The organism is Hymenobacter humi (assembly GCF_042665855.1).
Lineage (GTDB): Bacteria > Bacteroidota > Bacteroidia > Cytophagales > Hymenobacteraceae > Hymenobacter > Hymenobacter humi.
The window spans coordinates 890135-907036 of sequence record NZ_JBHTEK010000001.1; the positions used below are offsets into that span (position 1 = coordinate 890135).

The following is a 16902-nucleotide window of genomic DNA, read 5'->3' on the forward strand; positions in this document are numbered from 1 at the left end:
TGGTGAAGCTGTACAACAAGGTGAAGTTTCTCAACATCATCAACAACGCGCCGCCGCCCGGTGCGCGGCCCAGCCGCTCAGCCACCATGCAGCCGGCCCAGAACCCGGACGGTACGCCGCGCCCGGCCGCGGCCGATACCACGCGCGAAACCAACCGCTTCGTGAAATCCGTGCTCCGCGCCCTGATGACGGCCCGGTCCATCAACTTCACCTACGTGCACACCGACGGGACGCTACTGCCCGGCTACCTGCCCAAAACGCACCTCTTCGGCCTCGACCACGACCTGACGGCGCCGGGCCTGCCCTTCATTCTGGGCAAGCAGTACGGCCTGCCCGAGCTGTACGACATCGCCGCCAACCAGAACGGCTGGTACACCGGCAGCAGCGAGTACCTGAACACGCCGCTGAGCTCGCTGCTCACCGAAACCATCACGCTGCGCACCGCGCTCGAGCCCTTCCGGGGCTTCAACATCCAGGTGGATGCCCGCCGCCGCCTGGCCCGCAACCGCGAAGTGTACTACCGCAACCTGGTGAACGACTCGACGCTGGTGCCCGTGCCCGACCCGTTCCGCCCCGGCCGCTTCCTGCTGGCCGAGCACCCGCTGCTGGGTACCGGCTCGTTCAACGCCTCCACGGTTACCATCCAGACCCTGTTCGGCGATTTGGGGGCAAACGGCGAGACGTCCCGGGCGTTCAACCGCTTTGTGAAAAACCGGCAGTTTGTGCAGCAGCGCCTGCGCGATGCCAACCCCAACAAGAACGGCCAGTACGGTTTCAACTCGCAGGAGGTGCTCGTTCAGAGCTTCATCGATGCCTACCACGGCCGGTCGTCGGACGGCTACGAGGCCAAGAAGTTCGACCCATTTTCGCTGTTTCCTTTGCCCAACTGGCGCCTGGACTACAACGGCTTTGCCGACTTGCCGCTCATAAAGAAGTACTTCACGTCGTTCACGCTCAACCACGCTTACTCGTCTACCTACAGCGTGGGCAGCTACACCACGTCCACGGTGTACAACCCCGACGTGTTTAACCCCGACCGCGACTTCCCCAACCTGCTGAATGCCACCGGGCAGTTTGTGCCGTACTACATCGTGGGGCAGGTGAGCATCATCGAGCGCCTGGCGCCGCTGGTGGGCGTCAACTTCCAGACGGTGAGCCGGGCCACGGGCCGCCTCGAGTACCGCACCGACCGCGCCGTGGTGCTGAATACCACCAACTCGCAGGTTACCGAGCTCTACACCAACGAGGTAATCCTGGGCCTGGGCTACGCCACCAACAGCCTCAAGCTGCCCTTTAAGGTAGGCGGCGAGCAGCGGGTGCTGCGCAACAACCTCACCGCCCGCCTCGACCTGAGCATCCGCGACAACATCAGCGTGCAGCGCAGCATCCTCGACGTGGTAGACCCCCTCACGGACCCCACCACTCCCGAGGGCCGCGTGGGCCGCGCCCAGGGCCAGATTACCAACGGCTCGCGCACGTTCCAGCTGCGTCCCACCATCGATTACCTGCTCAATACCCGGCTCAACCTGCAGCTGTACTACAGCCAGACCATCACCACACCGCGCATCAGCAACGCCTTCCGCAACTCCACCACCGAAGGCGGCGTGCAGCTGCGCTACAGCCTGGGCCAATAACCGGTAGGGAATGAAACGGCAGGGCTGCTGCTTCGTAAAGGTTCGGAAAAGCTAATCCGTTCGAGCCCCATCTGTCGTCAAAACAATTTGGGGCTGGTGGCCTTCCCCAACCGTGGATTGCCTAATTTTGGCGCCACGCCATTACCTCATTCCCTCACTTCCCCGCTTTATGAACCTGCCCTCCACCCTGCACTATACCAAGGACCACGAATGGATTCGCGTTGAAGGCGATGTTGCTTACATCGGCATCACCGACCACGCCCAGAAAGAGCTCGGCGACATCGTGTACGTCGACATCGACACGCTCGACAAAGACGTGGCCCAGCACGACGTGTTCGGCACCGTGGAGGCCGTGAAAACCGTTTCGGACCTGTTTAGCCCCATCACCGGCACCGTGCTGGAAGTGAACAGCAAGCTGGCCGACGCCCCCGAAACCGTGAATTCGGACCCGTACGGCGACGGCTGGATGGTAAAAATCTCCATTGCCAAGCCCGAGGAGCTCAAGGAACTGCTCACCGCCGAAACCTACGGCGAGCCTGGTAGGCGCCTAAGCCTATCGTTCGGCCGAGCATGGTATCTCACGGCAAGCCCGAGCTCCCGGCGCCGCGCCCGTACGCGGGGCTGCCGCTGAGCCTGGGCGGCCCTGGTGCTGCTGCTCACGCTCACGCCGTCCTACAAAATGCCCATCACGCCCGTTTGGGAGCTGTTGTCGTTCGACACGGCGGCCCATGCGGGCGTGTTTGTGGTTTTGGCGGGGTTGAGCTGGTTTTCGCTGCGCCGGCAGCGCCGCTGGCCCCGGGTGGCCCGGCGCGTGGGGCGGGTGGTGCTGGTGGGCAGCATCCTCTTTGGCGGGCTCATAGAAGTGCTGCAGCACACCATGGCCCTGGGCCGCCACGGCGAATGGACCGATTTGATAAGCGACGCCATCGGGGCCGCGTTGGCGGTGGGCATTGCCACAGCGGTTGCCAGGCGGCAATCGCGCCGGGCGCGTTCGCTGGCGTCGGTTTGCTGGCTTGGGCTGGCCGCAGCTAGCGCTGGGCTTAGCGGCGTGCCAACAACAGCCCGCGCGCAGGACCTGTCCCGCGCCCGCCGCACCATCGCGAAGCTGGCCTCGCCGGGGCTGCACGGCCGCGGCTACGTGAAGGAAGGGGAGCAGAAGGCAGCCGCTTACCTGCGCAAGCGCTTTGTTGAGCTAAAGTTGGAGCCGCTGGCGCCGGACTTCACGCAGCCGTTTACGCTGAATGTGAACACCTTTCCGGGGAAGCTTGAGCTGGATGTGATTCCGTTTGGCCCGTTGCGCCGCATGCCCAATACCGCGCATTTGCAGCCCGGGCGCGATTTTATCGCGGCGCCCAACTCGGCCAAGGGCAAGCTGGACTGGGGCAGCCGCTTGGTGCGGCTCGATACGCTGGCATTTACCGATTCCCTGGTGCGCACCCGGGCCGTTGCGCAGCTCAATAAGTTGCCCGGCGCGGTGCTGCTCACAACTCGCGACGAAAACCGCCTGGCCAACCTGCCGGCCCTGCGCCAAGCCGTAGAGTCGGCCGCCGCTCGCATCACGCTCGTGCCCAAGCTCACGGCGGCCATTGCCAGTGAGCAGACCACTCAGGTGCGCCTGCTGGCCCTGCCCACGGCGGCGGCCTGGCCCGTGGCTACTACCGTTCCCATGCTAATGAAAGGCGTGCACATACGGGTAAATGCTGAGCTGCAATCCGGCTACCAAACCCAGAACGTGGCCGCCGTCATCCGTGGCACCACCCAGCCCGATTCCTTTCTGGTGGTTTCAGCTCACTACGACCACCTGGGCCGCATGGGCCGCAAAACCTACTTTCCCGGCGCCAACGACAACGCCAGCGGCGTGGCCCTGCTGCTGGAACTGGCCGCTCACTACGCCCGCCCCGAAAACCGGCCGGCTTACTCCGTGGTCTTCCTGCTGTTCGGGGCCGAAGAAGCCGGCTTGGTTGGCTCAACTTACTTTGTGGCGCACCCCCTGGTGCCGCTCCAGCGCATCAAGTTCCTGGTCAACCTCGACCTGCTGGGCACCGGCGAAGAAGGCGCCACCGTCGTCAATGGCAAGGTGTACGCGGCCGCTTATCAGCGCCTGCTGGCCCTCAACGACACCCACCGCTACCTGCCCGCCCTGGGCGCTCGCGGCCGCGCCGCCAACTCCGACCACTTTCCGTTTTCGGAAGCGGGCGTGCCGGCATTCTTCCTGTACACCCGGGGCGGCAGCACGGCCTACCATGACGTGCAAGACCGGCCCGAGGCACTGTCCCTGGCGGGCTTCGCCGGGGCGTTTGGGCTGGTGCGCGACTTTCTCAACGAGCCTGGGCGCCGCCAGGTAACGGGCACGAAAAAGCCTCTGCAGGGGCTGCAGAGGCTTTTGATAACAATAACCTTAGAATAGAGGAGGGTAGGCTAGCCTTTGGCTTTCACCGACAGCATGATTTGCTTGGCGATGGGCTCCCACTCGGGCTTCTGGCGGTCGGCGCAGTTGAAGGTGCAAATCATCAGCTTGCCTTCCACATCGGTGAAGAACACCAGGGTATAGACCGTGTGGCCCATCTCCGGCTTCATGAACTCGATGTAGCCCACTTTGCGGTTGTTGATGTTTTTCACGCCGTCGCCAAACCATTCGGCGTCTTTGTACTGCTTGTGGTAGGTCTTGCCAAACGAGGCGGCGTAGATGTCGACCATGTCCTGGTCGGCGTCGTTGTCGCTGTAGTTGAAGGCGAGGCTCACCAGGTTGTTGTTCGTGAAAATTACACTCGGGCGGCTCTGGGCTTTGGCGTAAGCGAAGTCCATCTGTTCCTCGGTCATCACCTCGAAGCCCTTGGGAATCAGGATTTCCACCCGCTCACTGAGCACGCGCTTTTTAACCAGCTCAATTTCAGAAGCCGGGCTGGCCGATGTCAGTATCAATCCCAGAATACAGAGTAGAAGTGTAAATTTCATGCTAATGAGGATAAGGGGTGAGTAACTAAAAAGCCGTTTGATAAACCCAAGTTAGATACAATATTCAACTATCCAACTTTGTGGCAACAAATATTGCATTTATTTTTCAAAGTGCCCAGGAGGCCCAGGTGTTTTTATCAATAACAGCTTAAGATTCGGCAGGTTGCGACAAGTATAGGCAAGCCCTGATTTGTGGTTCAAAACCCTTCTAAAAATGATTTATTGAGATGTTTGGTTGTAAAAAATAATGGCAGAGTGCAATTAAAGGCAAGTTTTTTGAGGATTTGAGTCTGCCGAAGTGTATTTCAGGAATCCTAAACGCGCTTAATATCTTGTTCTTAAAGAATATTATTCAGCTGTTCTTTTATTTTCTCAAGTTCTTCCTTCATGCCCACCACCAGGTGCTGCACCGTCGCGTCGTTGGCCTTGGAACCGATGGTGTTGATTTCGCGGCCGATTTCCTGGGCCAGAAAACCGAGCTTCTTACCTACGGCCTCGTCGGGCTGGTGGATTGCCTGCTCGAAATAAGCTAAGTGGGCGGCCAGCCGCACTTTCTCTTCGGCAATGTCGAGCTTCTCGATGTAGTAGAGCACTTCCTGCTCGAAGCGGGTGGCGTTGAACTGCTCGTGGCTGGTGAGCTCGGCCAGGTGGCCGGCCAGGCGCTGGCGCACGTGCTCGATGCGCGCGGGGTCGTGCTCCTCCACAGCCGCCGCCTGCTGGCGGATAAGCGACACGTAGCCCAATATTTCGACGGTGAGCGTGGTGCCCTCGTCCTGTCGGAACTGCTGCATGGCGGCCAGCGCCTCGGTGAGCAGCGGCTGTAGCTCAACCCAGGTTACTTCTTCGGCGGCGGGCTCGGCGTCGCGTGCTTCGGAGGCGCTGGGGATGACGCCGGGCAGACGCAGGGCGGCCAGCAGGGTGTCTTCGCCGGTGGGCAGGCCCAGGCTGTCGGCCACGCCTTTCAGCTCCAGATACGCCGCCACCAGGGCGTCTTTGTTGAGCGTGGCCGATGCTCGGGCCGCCGCAGGCCGCACAAAATCAAGGTTGAGGTTGACTTTGCCGCGCAGCAAGGCCTTGGCTACGGTGTTGCGGATTTCCAGCTCGTGGGGCATCAGGAACCGGGGCAGGCGCAGGGTCAGGTCGAAGGTCTTGGAATTGACGGAGCGGAGCTCGACGGCGGCGGTGTAGGAATCGGTTTCGCGGTGGGCCTGGCCGTAGCCGGTCATGGAAATAAGCATGTGCGTGGGGCTGAATGGAGCCGCAAAGAAACGACCCGCCAAGCGCCACCGTCCGTGGACGGTTGATTGCTGTTTGGGCCGGCCCAGGGAAAGACCTAACGGCTGGGTTGATTCCCGGCTTATGCACTCGCTTTCATGCAAAATTGAGCGGCCCGCCTTCCTGAGCTGATTCCTTGATGCCGGCCCCGGGAGGAAGAGGAATAGCCGAGGCCGTACTTTGTGCCGAATTCCTCACGCCTCATTTTTCTTCCTCCTTGCAACGGCCCCGCGTCTTGATGCTGCCCAAGTGGTATCCGCACCGCTACGACGACCAGGACGGCGACTTTGTGGAGCGGCACGTGGCGGCCATTGCCGCGCACGCGGGCGCCGACGTGGCGGTGCTTTTTGCGGCCGTAGCACGCGGCCCGCTGCCCGCACTGGTTGAGGCCGAGGAGGATTTCAGCGGCCTCTGGCCCACGCTGCGCTACTACTACCGCGCCGCGCCCACCGGCCTGGCGGCGCTCGACAAGCCGCTGAAGCTGCTGCTGTACTTCTGGTGCCTGCTGCGGGGCTACCGCCGTCTGCGTCGGCACTGGGGGCAGCGCCCCGATATGGTGCACGTGCACGTGCTGCTGCGTACCGGCCTGTTCGCCTGGGCTTTGCAAGCCATTCGGAACATTCCCTTCATCATCACCGAGCACTGGACCCTGTACCTGCCGCAGCGGGCCGGCCACATTTCCTGGCTACGCCGGGTGCTCACGCGGGCTGTGGTGCGCCGGGCGGCGGCCCTGCACACCGTATCGGCGGGGCTGCGCGATGCCATGGCGGCGCTTGGCTTCGTAAATTCCCGCTCGGTGGTCATCGCCAACGTGGTCGATACAAACCTGTTTCGGCCCCGGCAATTGGCGGGAGAGGAAGTCGAGCCCTATGCTGCCCAGTCCGTTACCGCAAGCCCGGCTCGACCGACGCTGCTGCATGTGTCCGCTTTTCACGACCAAGTCAAAAACCTCTCGGGGGTGCTGCGCGTGGTGGCCCGGCTACGGGCCCGGTGGCCCGGGCTGCGCCTGCGCATAGCCGGCTACGGGCCCGACGAAGCCCATTTGCGCGACTACGCGGCCTTGCTGGATTTGCTGGCCGATGGCACGGTGGAGTTTCTGGGTAAGTTACCCCACACGGCCGTGGCCGCCGAAATGGCCCGCGCCACGGCCCTGGTGTCTTTCAGCCGCGCCGAAACCTTTGGCTGCGTGCTGCTGGAAGCTCGGGCCTGCGGCTGCCCGGTGGTGGCCACCCGCACCGGCGGCGTGCCCGAGCTATTCGAGCCCGAAAATGCCTTCGGCCTACTGGTGACGCCCGACGACGAAGCAGCGCTGGAAAGGGCCCTCACCGCCGTGCTGGCGGGCACCGTGAAGTTCGACGCCAGCCGGTTGCGGGCCGGTGCCGCGGCGCGCTGCGCCCCGGCCGCGATAGGGCAGGCATTTGGGGAATTATATCAAAGAGTATTAAACGGGTAATAAAAGTGCGAATTGAGTACAAAAGCACCGATTTAGCTCAACCAGTAGCACCTCAACCAAGGTGCCAGTGGGGTGCTGGCACGAAGCACTGCAAAATCAGCCGGGCAAGCAGAGAAGTCCTGGCGTGCTCCTAATCTAAGGTTTACCAGTCCTTATCCAGTATGATAAAGCGCATCCTCCAGCACTTCGCAGCGCGGGTCCTCACGGCGGGGCTCAGCTTCGCGGTGGTGTGGCTCACGGCGCGGTACTTGGGGGCGGCGGGGCGCGGGCAGGTTAGCCTGTTCTTTACCGATATGTCGGGGCTGGTGCTGCTGGCCGGGCTGGTGGGCGGGTCGTCGCTCATCTACCTAGTGCCGCGGCGCAACGTGTGGCACTTGCTGCTGCCGGCCTATGGCTGGGCTGTGGTGGTGAGCGTAGTGGGCGCGACCGTGGTGGGCCTGCTGCGGCCGGTGAGCCTGGAATATGTGCTGCATCTGGGCGGGGTCACGCTGGTGCAGGTTCTGCTTTCCATTAATGCGTTTCTGCTGCTGGGGCGGCAACGCGAGCGGACCTACAACGTGCTGACAATGGCGCAGGCCGCCCTGCTGGCCGGGGCATTAGTGCTGGCCTTCGGGCCCCTGCAGTGGCCCAGCGTAGGGGCGTACTATTACGCCAATTACGTGGCCTACGGCCTGCCCTGGCTGGTGAGCACGGCCCTGCTGCTGCGCCTGCCCGACGTGTGGGGCAGCCGGGCGTCGCGCCGCCGGGCCGCTGCCCGCGAGCCTGGCCCGGCACAGCCGGGGGCGCACTTTTCCAACCTACTCACGTTTGCCAACTACCGCTTTGGCTACTACGCCGTGGCGTACCTAGCCGATGCCCGGGCGCTGGGCATCCTCTCGGTGGGGGTAGCCCTGGCCGAGGCCATTTGGCTGATTCCGCGCAGCACGGCCCTTATTCAGTACGTGGCCCTGGTGAATGCCGCCGACAAGCGCAGCCAGACCTACGCGGCCCTGCGCGGCAGCCGGCTCACGCTGCTGGCCACAGCCGGAGCCGTGCTGGTGCTGGCCGCCGTGCCCACAGCTTGGCTCACGGCCGTCTTCGGCCCCGAATTTGGGGAAGCCAGCCAGGTCATTCGGGCCCTGGCCCCGGGTATCCTGATAAATGGTGCGGGCATGCAGGCCAGCACCTACTTCAGCGGCACGGCCCGCTACGGCGTGAACAACCGCGCCGCCCTGCTGGGCTTGGCCGTGACTGTGCCCCTGTGCCTGGTATTGGTGCCGCGCCTGGGCATGGTGGGCGCCGCCTTGGGCATGTCGGCTTCCTACACGGCCAGCGTCGCCTACCTGTTCTGGCACTACCGGCAGGCCACCGGCGCCACCTGGGCCGACTTGCTGCCGGGTTGGGCCGACGTACGGTGGGTGACCCTGCGCTTAATGAGGAATGAAGAATGAAGAATGGGGAGTGAGGAATGGGCGAACGACAAAACTCCCCTCCTCAGTTGAGGAGGGGATGCTGGCGCGAAGCGTCACTGGGGTGGTTGCCCTCGTCGAACGATGGGCGAACGAGTTGAGCTGGAATCGTTCTGCCGCCAGTCGTTCGGGTATCGTTCAACGAGGGCAACCACCCCCGTTTGAGCTAAAGCTCAAACATCCCCTCCTCAGTTGAGGAGGGGAGTTGTCCGCTATTCTCAGCCCCAATTCTTCAGTCCTCAGTCCTCATTCCTCATTCTTCATTAAGCGCAGCGTCAACGGACCACTTCAACCCAGCCTTTCAGGCGGTGGCCGTCGGGGTAGCTCAGCAGGTAGTAGTACACGCCGGCGGGCTGGCCATGGGCGTTCCATTCGTCGTGGTAAGCGGCCGATTCAAACACGTTCTGGCCCCAGCGCGAAAACACCTGCAGGCGCGGCACGCAGTCGGGCCCAATTTTAAAGGTCTGGTTCTGGCCGTCGCCGTTGGGCGTGATGATGTTGGGAATGTTCCGCGCTTTCACCTCCACCGGTGGTGCATTCACGGTGATGTCGCAGCGGTCCTGGTTGTAGCGCACCAGCACACGCGGCTGATACAGGCCCGGCGTGGCATAGGTATGCGTGGGGCTAATTTCAGTGGACTGGCTGCCGTCGCCAAAATCCCACACCACCGATGGGGCCGCAGAGCCGCTGGAACTGGCCACCGCGAAGCGCAGGGTGAGCGGCGCCAGCCGGGTTTCGGGGCAAGCCACAGGCTGCCAGGAGGCCTGTAAGGTAGGCGGCACCGCCACTGAGATGCGCCGCGTGGCCGTAGCCGTGCAGCCGCCGCGGGTCACGGTGTAGGTCAAACTCACCGCGCCCGAAAAGTTGGCCGGCGGCGTGAACACAAAGCCCGTGGCCGCGCTGCCGCTTACTCCCATGCCCGTGAACGTGCCCCCGCCGGAGTGCCGCGTAGCGCAACAAGCTGCCGGCTGCCGGGACACAAAATTGTGTCGGCAGGCACGCTGGCCGTAAACTGGTTTGTGAGGGTTACCGGCTGGCTGGCCTGCAGTACGCAGCCATTGGAGTTGAGCGTGTACACCAATTGATAAGTGCCCGCGCTGATAGTCGGAGTGAAAAAGTAGCCCGTAGCAGGACTTCCGCTCACACCGGGCCCACTAAACGTGCCGCCCGCCGGAGTAGCGGTCAATGGTATCGCCGGGGCGCCGGGCGCGGGCAGACAGAAATCGGACTGCACCAACGGCGTAAAATTGAGCACCGGCAGCGCCGTGACCGTCACGAGTCGAGTGGCGGTGTTGCTGCAAGTGCCGGTGCTAGTCGCGGTATAAGTGAGGGTTTGCGCGCCCACGAGGGCCGCCGAAGGGGTAAATACAAAGCCAGTGGCTAGGCTGCCGCTCACGCCCGGTCCCGCCCAGGTGCCGCCGGCGGGGCTGCCCACCAGCGCCTGCGGGCCGGCCTCGGCGCACAGTGCCTGGTTGGCGCCGGCGCTCACGCCGATGCCGATGGTGACATCCCGAGTGCCTTGCACCACGCAGCCATCGGCGTTGAGCGTGTACACGATTTGCACGGTGCCGGGAGTCAGGTTGGGCGAGAACACGAAGCCCGTGGCCACGCTGCCGCTCACGCCCGGCCCACTAAAGGTGCCGCCCGTCGGAGTGGCCGACAGCGACACGACTGGCAGCGCGGGCAAGCCGGGGGCTGGCAGGCAGTAAGCGGCTTGTAGCACCGGCGAGATAACCACGGCCGCCGGCGGCTGCCCCACCGTCACGCGCCGCGCATCGGTAGTAGTGCACAGGCCGGTGCTGATGTAGGTGTACGTCAGGGTTTGAAGCCCGACGAGGGCCGCCGAAGGCGTGAACACGAAGCCCGTGGCCAGGCTGCCGCTCACGCCCGGGCCGGCCCAGATACCGCCGGTCGGCGTGCCTACCAGCGGCTGCGGACCCGCCGTGGCGCACACTTCCTGGTCGACGCCGGCGTTGGCCGTGCCGGGTTGAAAGTTGAAAACAAAGGAGGCGTTGTTGCAGAGTGAGCTCTGGCCGGTGCCGCTGTTGTTGGTGGTGGAGTACGTGTGGGCGCCCGCCGGAATGGGGAAGCCCGTGCGCGCAAAGCACGAGCAAACGGCCTGGTACACAATGCCGCGCGGGTCGAAGCGCGAGGTGCCGCCGTCCACGTGCTCGCCGGCGCCGGTGGTGCTGCCGTAGTACGTGCCGTAGGTCAGGCCGGTGAGGCCGGCCGCAAATTGGGCCAGGTAAAAGTCCGAGCCGTCGGTGGTGAGCTGGGCGGCGTCGGCCGTGGTGGGCAGGCGCGTGGTGCTGCCGTTGCCGCCTAGGTAGGAGTCCGGGCCGCCGCGGTTCGATGAGCCGCCCCAGCCGCACACGTACACCCGGTCGCAGCGGTCCACCAGAAACGCCGTGGGGTTGACGCTCACCTTGCCCGCGTTGGCGGGGTCGGTGCTGCCGAAGGCGGTGGATAGCAGGCTTTGGCCCAGGTTGGCGTCGAGCTTTTGAATGAAGAGCGAACCGTTGGGGGTGCTGAACAGGCCGGGCGTGAGGGCAAATGCCCCCAGCGTCTGGCCCAGCAGGTACACGCCGCCGTCGGTGCCCAGCTGCAGGAAGTAGGCTTGGTCGTAGGCATTGGTGCCCACGTAGGTGGCGCGCAAGACGCTGGCGCCATTGGCCGCAATGCGGGCCGCGAAGCCGTCCACGTTGCCGGGCCGGGTGGTGCGGTAGGCTCCGCTCGTCACCGGAAAGTCGGCGCTGAGGGTGCCACCGGCCACGTATACGTCGCCGCTGGTTGGCTCAATTTGAATGGAGTACGCGGCATCGGCGCCGGAGCCACCCAGGAATCCGCCCCAGGTCAGGGCTGAGAGGGTAGGCGTGAGCTTGCACGCCACGCCATCGGAAGAGCCGCCGCGGTAGGTGCGGCCGAAGCCCGGCCCCACGGGAAAATCGTCCGACGTGGTGTGCGAAGCGATGTACACGTTGTCGGCGGCATCGACCTGGATATCGCCCCGAAACGGGTCGCCGTAGTTGCGGGCCAGCTGCAGCGTGCTCCCGGAAGGCGGGAGGGCGATGTCCAGCGGCAGCAGGCCGTCGTTCTTGCTGCCCCCCAGGTAGGTGGAAGCCACCAGCCCGGAGCCGCTGGCGTTCAGGCGCGTAATCACCAGGTCGGAACCAGTGGGCGAATTATAAGGCGGGCCCGAGCCGAAGGGCGACGACGTGGTGCCCCCGGCAAAGCGCTTCTGCAGGGCGGTGGCCGACGTGGGGAAATCATCGGACCCCGACGTACCCAGCATCAGCAGCTCGCCCTGGTGGTTTACCACGAGGCTGTGCGGAAAATCGGCGCCGTTGCCGCCCAGGTACGTGGCCCACACCCGCGCCGCCGGGCCCGTCGCGCTGGTGTTATACTTGATAATGGCAATGTCAATCAGGTTGGCAAACGTGGTTTGGAACGCGCCCGGGCTGGTAGGGTAGCCCGCACTGAAGGCAATGCCGCCCGAGTACATGTTGCCATCGTCGTCATAAGTAGCCGTGAAGCCCCAATTGTCGGCCGTCGAGCCGGTGTAGGACGCAAACACCACCACCGGGTCGATGGTCAGCGGGCGGGCGTGGTCGTAGGGGCCCAGGGCGAAGCGCACCAACTTGTCTGCCAGTACGTAGCGGCAGGCCACGGACTTGCGCCGGCCGGCGGCATCGGTTTGCCAGGCTTGCGGGGCCCGCTCGGTCAGGGTGCCCACGCTGGTGTGCACCAGCAGGTTGCCGGCGGGTGCCAGCTCCAATCCGTCGGCGCCGTCGTGCCGCAGGGCAATGGCCGCGGGGTTGGCCCGGGGCGCCACCAAAATCGTATTCCAGGTGCTGGTCGGCGCTCTCGTACACGCGGGCGCTCACGCCGGGCCACAGGCCGGCGTAGAGCAGCTCCCGGAAGCCGCGCACGTCGCGGACCCAGCGCCGGGCGTCGTTGCCGAGCAGGTAGCTGCGGTGTTCGTCTGTGGGGGTTGTAGCGGTGAGGGTGGCCGGGGCCGCGCCTTCAAAATGCAGCGTCAGGGCGTGGCCGCGTACCGGGCCCTCGGCCGCGGGGCTCGGGCCGTCGTGCCCCAGTTGCGCCGGGCCGCCCTTGGCCAGCAGGGCAAACGTCAATCCATCGGCTTCGGCAAAGAGCCGGCCCCCGGGCAAGGGCGCCGCGTACCGCACGTGCGCGTCCCATTGGCCTTTGTTCTCAATAAATTCCAGGGTGTTATCGGCCGGCCGTGGATGCTCGCTGGCTTGCGCTACGTGGGCAATGGTCAATAAGAATAGGAGGGTAGCACCCTTAGAAAGTAGCGGTAGTTTCATTCAAATAGATGAAGTGGGATAGAGCGGAAGCCTAAAGGTAAAGCCCGAAAAATGGCGGGTCGCGCACCATTTTTCGGGCTTTGGTTAATAAAGGGTAGCCCAAGGAAATTGGGCTGAAATTTTCGTGGTTTTCTCAGTGGCTGCGGTTAGCGGCGCACTTCCACCCAGCCTTTAACCCGGCGGTCGTCGGCGTCGCGCAGCAGGTAGTAGTAGATACCGTCGGGCAGGCCGCTGGCGTCCCAGTTGTTGTGGTAGTCGTTGGTTTGGTACACCCGCTGGCCCCAGCGCGAAAACACTTCCAGCGAAGCCGGCCGGCAGCTAAAGAGCGGCCGGAAGGTCTGGTTCAGCTCGTCGCGGTTGGGCGTGATAATATTGGGCACGAATACCTCGCCTACGACGATGGGGGCAAAACCGGTAAGCACCTCACAAGTGCCGTACCGGGCAGTGAGGGTGATATTATAAGTGCCGGCCTGCAGGTAGCGGTGCGTGGGGGTAGCCTCGGTACTGACGGGCGTGCCGTCGCCAAAATCCCAGCGGTAAGTAGCCTTGGGCGCCAGCAGCACCGGCGCCAGCGGGCAGTCGAACGGCGCCAGGCCCACGTACTGCGGCGCAGTCTCGCACACGGGCAGGTTCAGCCCCACGTTTTGCGAGGTGGTGGGGGCCACCACCACCGTGCGCGTGGCCGCGGCCTGGCACGGGCCCTGCACCACGGTGTAGGTGAGGGTAAACACGCCGCCTCGGTTGTTGGTATTGGGAGGGGTGTACATGCCGCTGGCCGTGACACCGGTGCCGCTCCAGGTGCCGCCGGCGGGCAGGGCACCCAGCAGGCGATACGGTTGGCGCTGGTCGGCGCACAGAAAGGTGTCGCGCCCGGCCGTGACGGTGGGCGGCTGGGTCACCACCACCTGCCGGCTGACCACCCCGCAGCCCAACGAGTCGGAAACCGCGTACGAAATGGTATGCGTGCCCACCCCGGCCGCCTTCGGATCGAAGCGCCCGCCCGACACCCCGCGCCCGCTAAAGGTGCCCCCGGCCGGTGTGGCAGTGAGCGCCACGGAAGCCATGGTAATGCACTGCGGCGGTACCGGCGCGAGTACCGGCACGATGGCCGGCGCCACCAGGTAGCGCACGGCGCGGGTGCTCTCGCACGTGCCGGTGGCTTTCACGGTGTAGGTGATGTTGTATTGGCCCGGCCCCACGGCCAAGGGCACAAAGCGGTAGCCACCGCCCGACACCGCCTGCACCCCGGGGCCCGCCCACACGCCGCCGGCCGGGCTGCCGCCCAGGCTCACCGGGCCATTGTCCAAGCACACGTACCGGCGCGGGCCGGGGTCGGCCTGAATTATCTCAAAACTCATTTTGAACGCCCCGTTGTTGCAGTTCGAGCCTGCCGTTGCGGATGGTGTAGGTGCCTGCGCCGGGCGGCAGCGGGAAGCCCTGGCTGCCGCCGCAGGCGCACACGGCCTGGTACACCACGCCCCGCTTGTCGAAACGCGAGGTGCCGCCGTCCACATGCTCGCCCCGGCCGCCCTGCTGGCCGAAAAAGGTGCCGTATTCCAGGCCGGTCATGCCCGCGGCGAATTCGGCCAAGTAGAAATCGCTGCCATCGGTCTGACGCTGCACCGCGTTGGCGGTAATGGGTAGTCCGGTGGTGGTACCCCCAAGCCATCCGGCCTGAGGAGTATTAGTGGAGCCACCCCAGCCGCTGATGTACACCCGTTCGCATTCGTCCACGAGGAAGGCGGTGGGCACCAGGTTGGGGCCGCCGTTCGCGCCGCTGCGGTTGCCAAAGGTGGTGCTGTAGAGGCTGGCGGTCAGGTCGGGGTTTAGTTTCTGAATAAACTGGGTGCCGCCTATCTGGCCGTACAAACCCGGGGTGATGGGGAACGGGCCCAGGGTTTGCCCAAACAAATACGGGCTGCCCGAGGCGTCGAGCCTGCAGGAAGTAAGCCTGGTCGTAGGCAGCGGTGCCGATGAAGGTAGCGCGCTCCAGCGTGCGGCCGTCGGGGCTGATGCGGGCCGCAAAGCCATCGGTGCTGCCGCCCGGTTGGGTGGTGCGGTAGGCGCCGCTCGTGACGGGAAAGTTGGCCGAGGCGGTGCCGCCGCACACGTACACCCGCCCCTGGCTGTCGCGCTGCACCGCATAGGCCGCATCGGCCCCGCTGCCGCCGATGTAGCCGGCCCACAACACGGCGCCCAGGTTGGCCGCCACCTTGCACACCACCCCATCGGCCGCGCCTCCGCGATAAGCGGAATTGAACCCCTGCGTGACGCCGGGGAAGTCGGTGGAGCCGGAAGCGGCGGCAATGAATACGTTGCCGTCGCCGTCGAGCAGCACGTCGCTCCGGAACGCATCGCCGTAGTTGGCGGCAATGGAATTGGGCTGGCCCACCACCCCGTCGTTGCCGGAGCCCCCGAGGTAGGTGCTGGCGGCCAGTGCACTGCCGGTAGCGTTCAGGCGCGTGATGACCAGGTCGGAGCCGTTGGTCAGTTGGTATACGGCCTCACCGGAACGGTAGGGGTTGAGCGGCGAGCCGCCCCGGAAGCTGGATTGCAGTGCCCCAGCGGTGGTGGGGTAGTTGGTGGAAGACGTGCTCCCGAGCACCACCAGTTCATTGCGATTATTTACCACAAGGCTGTGGGGAAATCGGCGTTGTTGCCGCCCAGGTAGGTGGCCCACACCCGGGCTGCTGGTCCCGACACGGCGGTATTGTACTTGATAATGGCCATGTCCATCCCGCTGCTGAACGTGGTGCGGTAGGCCCCGGCGTGGCCGGAAACGTGCCGCCGCTGTTGAAAACGATGCCGCCCGAGTACATATTCCCGGCATCGTCGTAGGTCGCCGTGAAGCCCCAGTTGTCGGCCGTCGAGCCGGTGAGGGTCGAGAACTGCACGGTGGGGTCGATGGTCAGGGCGCGGGACTTGTCGTAGGCGCCCAGCGCGAAGGTGAGGGTGCGCCCCGTGAGTACGTAGCGGCAGGCCACGGGCTGGTGCCGGCCGGCGGCGTCCACTTGCCAGGCCTTGGGCGCCAGGCTCGGTGGTGGTGCCCACAGTGGTTTTGATGACGAGGTTGCCGGCCGCGTCCAGGGCCAGGGCCGAGGTTCCTTCATAGCGAAAGGCCACGCGGGCGGGGTTGGCGCGGGGCGCCAGCAGCACGTCGTATTCCAGGTGCTGGCCCTTGTTTTCATACAGCGTCAGCCCAATGCCGGGCCACAGGTCGGTGTAGCGCAGCCGCCGAAACGCGCCCACGTGGCTGGCCCAGCGCCGGGCGTCGGTGCCCACAAAGTAGTTGCGCTCGCCGGCGGTGGGCGTCTCGGCTGTGAGGCGCACGCCGGCGTTGGCCTGCTCAAAATGCACGGTGTAGGCGTGGGCCGCGATGCCCGCCGCGCTGGTTGGGCTGGCCGGCTTGGGTTGAGCCGTTTCGCCGCCGTGCTGGCTCAAGGCAGCCGGGTCAACAAAATTGTAAGTCAGAGCGTTGGCTTGCACAAATAGCGTTCCTGAGGGCAGCGCGGCTTCGTAGCGTACGCGGCTGTCCCACTGGCCTTTATTCTGAACGAACTCGAGGCTGGGTGTGCCTGGCTCAATCGACGCGGCCCGCGCCGGCCGCGCTTTGGCCAGCGCCAAAGCAGGGCCGAGCATTAGTACTAAAAAAGGTAGGTAGAGCGCGCGTAAAGGTTGGGGCATATAAACGCCAAAGGCAGAAGAAGGAGAGAAAAAAGGCTCAATTGCCGCCAGAGAAAGCATGCTCTCTGCCAGTGGCAATGCGGCGTCCTAAAGTTCGGGCAGGCCCGGGCCGGGTTAGCAAACCG

The 16902-nt window shown here is 64.7% G+C and carries 11 protein-coding genes and 3 pseudogenes; 5 read left to right on the forward strand and 9 right to left on the reverse strand.

Annotated elements, in window-relative coordinates; genetic code table 11:
* Window positions 1-2: 2 nt before the first annotated feature.
* The 3 genes and pseudogenes from sov (at window position 3) to ACFQT0_RS05070 (ending at window position 4041) form a co-directional block, all read left to right on the forward strand.
* Window positions 3-1634 carry a T9SS outer membrane translocon Sov/SprA gene (sov, locus tag ACFQT0_RS05060; RefSeq protein ID WP_380200909.1) on the forward strand — a complete coding sequence of 544 codons (1632 nt, stop codon included), beginning with the start codon at window positions 3-5 and terminating at the stop codon, window positions 1632-1634.
* 169 nt (window positions 1635-1803) lie between these two features.
* Window positions 1804-2185 (forward strand): annotated as a pseudogene (gene gcvH, locus ACFQT0_RS05065) (glycine cleavage system protein GcvH).
* 95 nt (window positions 2186-2280) lie between these two features.
* Window positions 2281-4041 (forward strand): M28 family peptidase, encoded by a 1761-nt coding sequence (locus ACFQT0_RS05070; RefSeq protein ID WP_380200911.1) that lies wholly within the window; start codon window positions 2281-2283, stop codon window positions 4039-4041.
* Window positions 4042-4052: 11 nt separating this feature from the next.
* Here the strand turns inward: ACFQT0_RS05070 and ACFQT0_RS05075 are convergent, their stop codons facing one another.
* Both ACFQT0_RS05075 and ACFQT0_RS05080 read right to left on the reverse strand, forming a co-directional pair.
* The gene (locus ACFQT0_RS05075) at window positions 4053-4589 is read right to left on the reverse strand and encodes a hypothetical protein (protein ID WP_380200913.1); all 537 of its coding nucleotides are present in this window, start codon (window positions 4587-4589) and stop codon (window positions 4053-4055) included.
* A 338-nt stretch (window positions 4590-4927) separates the two neighbouring features.
* Window positions 4928-5827 carry a YicC/YloC family endoribonuclease gene (locus tag ACFQT0_RS05080; protein ID WP_380200915.1) on the reverse strand — a complete coding sequence of 300 codons (900 nt, stop codon included), beginning with the start codon at window positions 5825-5827 and terminating at the stop codon, window positions 4928-4930.
* Between the two features lie 254 nt (window positions 5828-6081).
* Here ACFQT0_RS05080 and ACFQT0_RS05085 point away from each other — a divergent pair, with 254 nt between their 5' ends.
* Window positions 6082-7317 (forward strand): glycosyltransferase, encoded by a 1236-nt coding sequence (locus ACFQT0_RS05085; protein WP_380200917.1) that lies wholly within the window; start codon window positions 6082-6084, stop codon window positions 7315-7317.
* A gap of 161 nt (window positions 7318-7478) precedes the next feature.
* Window positions 7479-8747 carry a lipopolysaccharide biosynthesis protein gene (locus ACFQT0_RS05090; protein WP_380200919.1) on the forward strand — a complete coding sequence of 423 codons (1269 nt, stop codon included), beginning with the start codon at window positions 7479-7481 and terminating at the stop codon, window positions 8745-8747.
* A gap of 293 nt (window positions 8748-9040) precedes the next feature.
* Here the strand turns inward: ACFQT0_RS05090 and ACFQT0_RS05095 are convergent, their stop codons facing one another.
* From ACFQT0_RS05095 to ACFQT0_RS31540, 7 genes and pseudogenes are all read right to left on the reverse strand, one after another.
* Window positions 9041-9682, reverse strand: a complete 642-nt coding sequence (locus ACFQT0_RS05095) for a T9SS type B sorting domain-containing protein (RefSeq protein WP_380200922.1) — start codon at window positions 9680-9682, stop codon at window positions 9041-9043.
* Window positions 9673-13093, reverse strand: a pseudogene (locus ACFQT0_RS05100) (DUF7948 domain-containing protein). Before ACFQT0_RS05100 ends, ACFQT0_RS05095 begins: the two are co-directional and overlap by 10 nt.
* A 146-nt stretch (window positions 13094-13239) precedes the next feature.
* Window positions 13240-14451, reverse strand: coding sequence for a T9SS type B sorting domain-containing protein (locus ACFQT0_RS05105; protein WP_380200926.1), 1212 nt, complete (start codon window positions 14449-14451; stop codon window positions 13240-13242).
* Window positions 14441-14827 (reverse strand): hypothetical protein, encoded by a 387-nt coding sequence (locus tag ACFQT0_RS05110; protein ID WP_380200928.1) that lies wholly within the window; start codon window positions 14825-14827, stop codon window positions 14441-14443. The genes ACFQT0_RS05105 and ACFQT0_RS05110 overlap by 11 nt, the downstream gene beginning before the upstream one ends.
* Complete coding sequence (locus tag ACFQT0_RS05115; protein ID WP_380200930.1) at window positions 14778-15725, reverse strand: hypothetical protein; 948 nt, start codon at window positions 15723-15725, stop codon at window positions 14778-14780. The genes ACFQT0_RS05110 and ACFQT0_RS05115 overlap by 50 nt, the downstream gene beginning before the upstream one ends.
* Window positions 15715-16203, reverse strand: a complete 489-nt coding sequence (locus ACFQT0_RS31535) for a DUF7948 domain-containing protein (RefSeq protein ID WP_449272088.1) — start codon at window positions 16201-16203, stop codon at window positions 15715-15717. The genes ACFQT0_RS05115 and ACFQT0_RS31535 overlap by 11 nt, the downstream gene beginning before the upstream one ends.
* Window positions 16139-16837, reverse strand: a pseudogene (locus ACFQT0_RS31540) (DUF7948 domain-containing protein); the annotation flags it as partial. The gene ACFQT0_RS31535 and the pseudogene ACFQT0_RS31540, both read right to left, overlap by 65 nt.
* Window positions 16838-16902: the final 65 nt, after the last annotated feature.

Excerpts from the sequence above, each read along its gene's own strand:
- ACFQT0_RS05075 (WP_380200913.1), bottom strand. The coding sequence starts at position 4,589 with ATGAAATTTACACTTCTACTCTGTATTCTGGGATTGATACTGACATCG.
- ACFQT0_RS05080 (WP_380200915.1), bottom strand. The coding sequence starts at position 5,827 with ATGCTTATTTCCATGACCGGCTACGGCCAGGCCCACCGCGAAACCGAT.
- ACFQT0_RS05090 (WP_380200919.1), top strand. The coding sequence starts at position 7,479 with ATGATAAAGCGCATCCTCCAGCACTTCGCAGCGCGGGTCCTCACGGCG.
- ACFQT0_RS05095 (WP_380200922.1), bottom strand. The coding sequence starts at position 9,682 with ATGGGAGTAAGCGGCAGCGCGGCCACGGGCTTTGTGTTCACGCCGCCG.
- ACFQT0_RS05105 (WP_380200926.1), bottom strand. The coding sequence starts at position 14,451 with ATGAGTTTTGAGATAATTCAGGCCGACCCCGGCCCGCGCCGGTACGTG.
- ACFQT0_RS31535 (WP_449272088.1), bottom strand. The coding sequence starts at position 16,203 with ATGAAGGAACCTCGGCCCTGGCCCTGGACGCGGCCGGCAACCTCGTCA.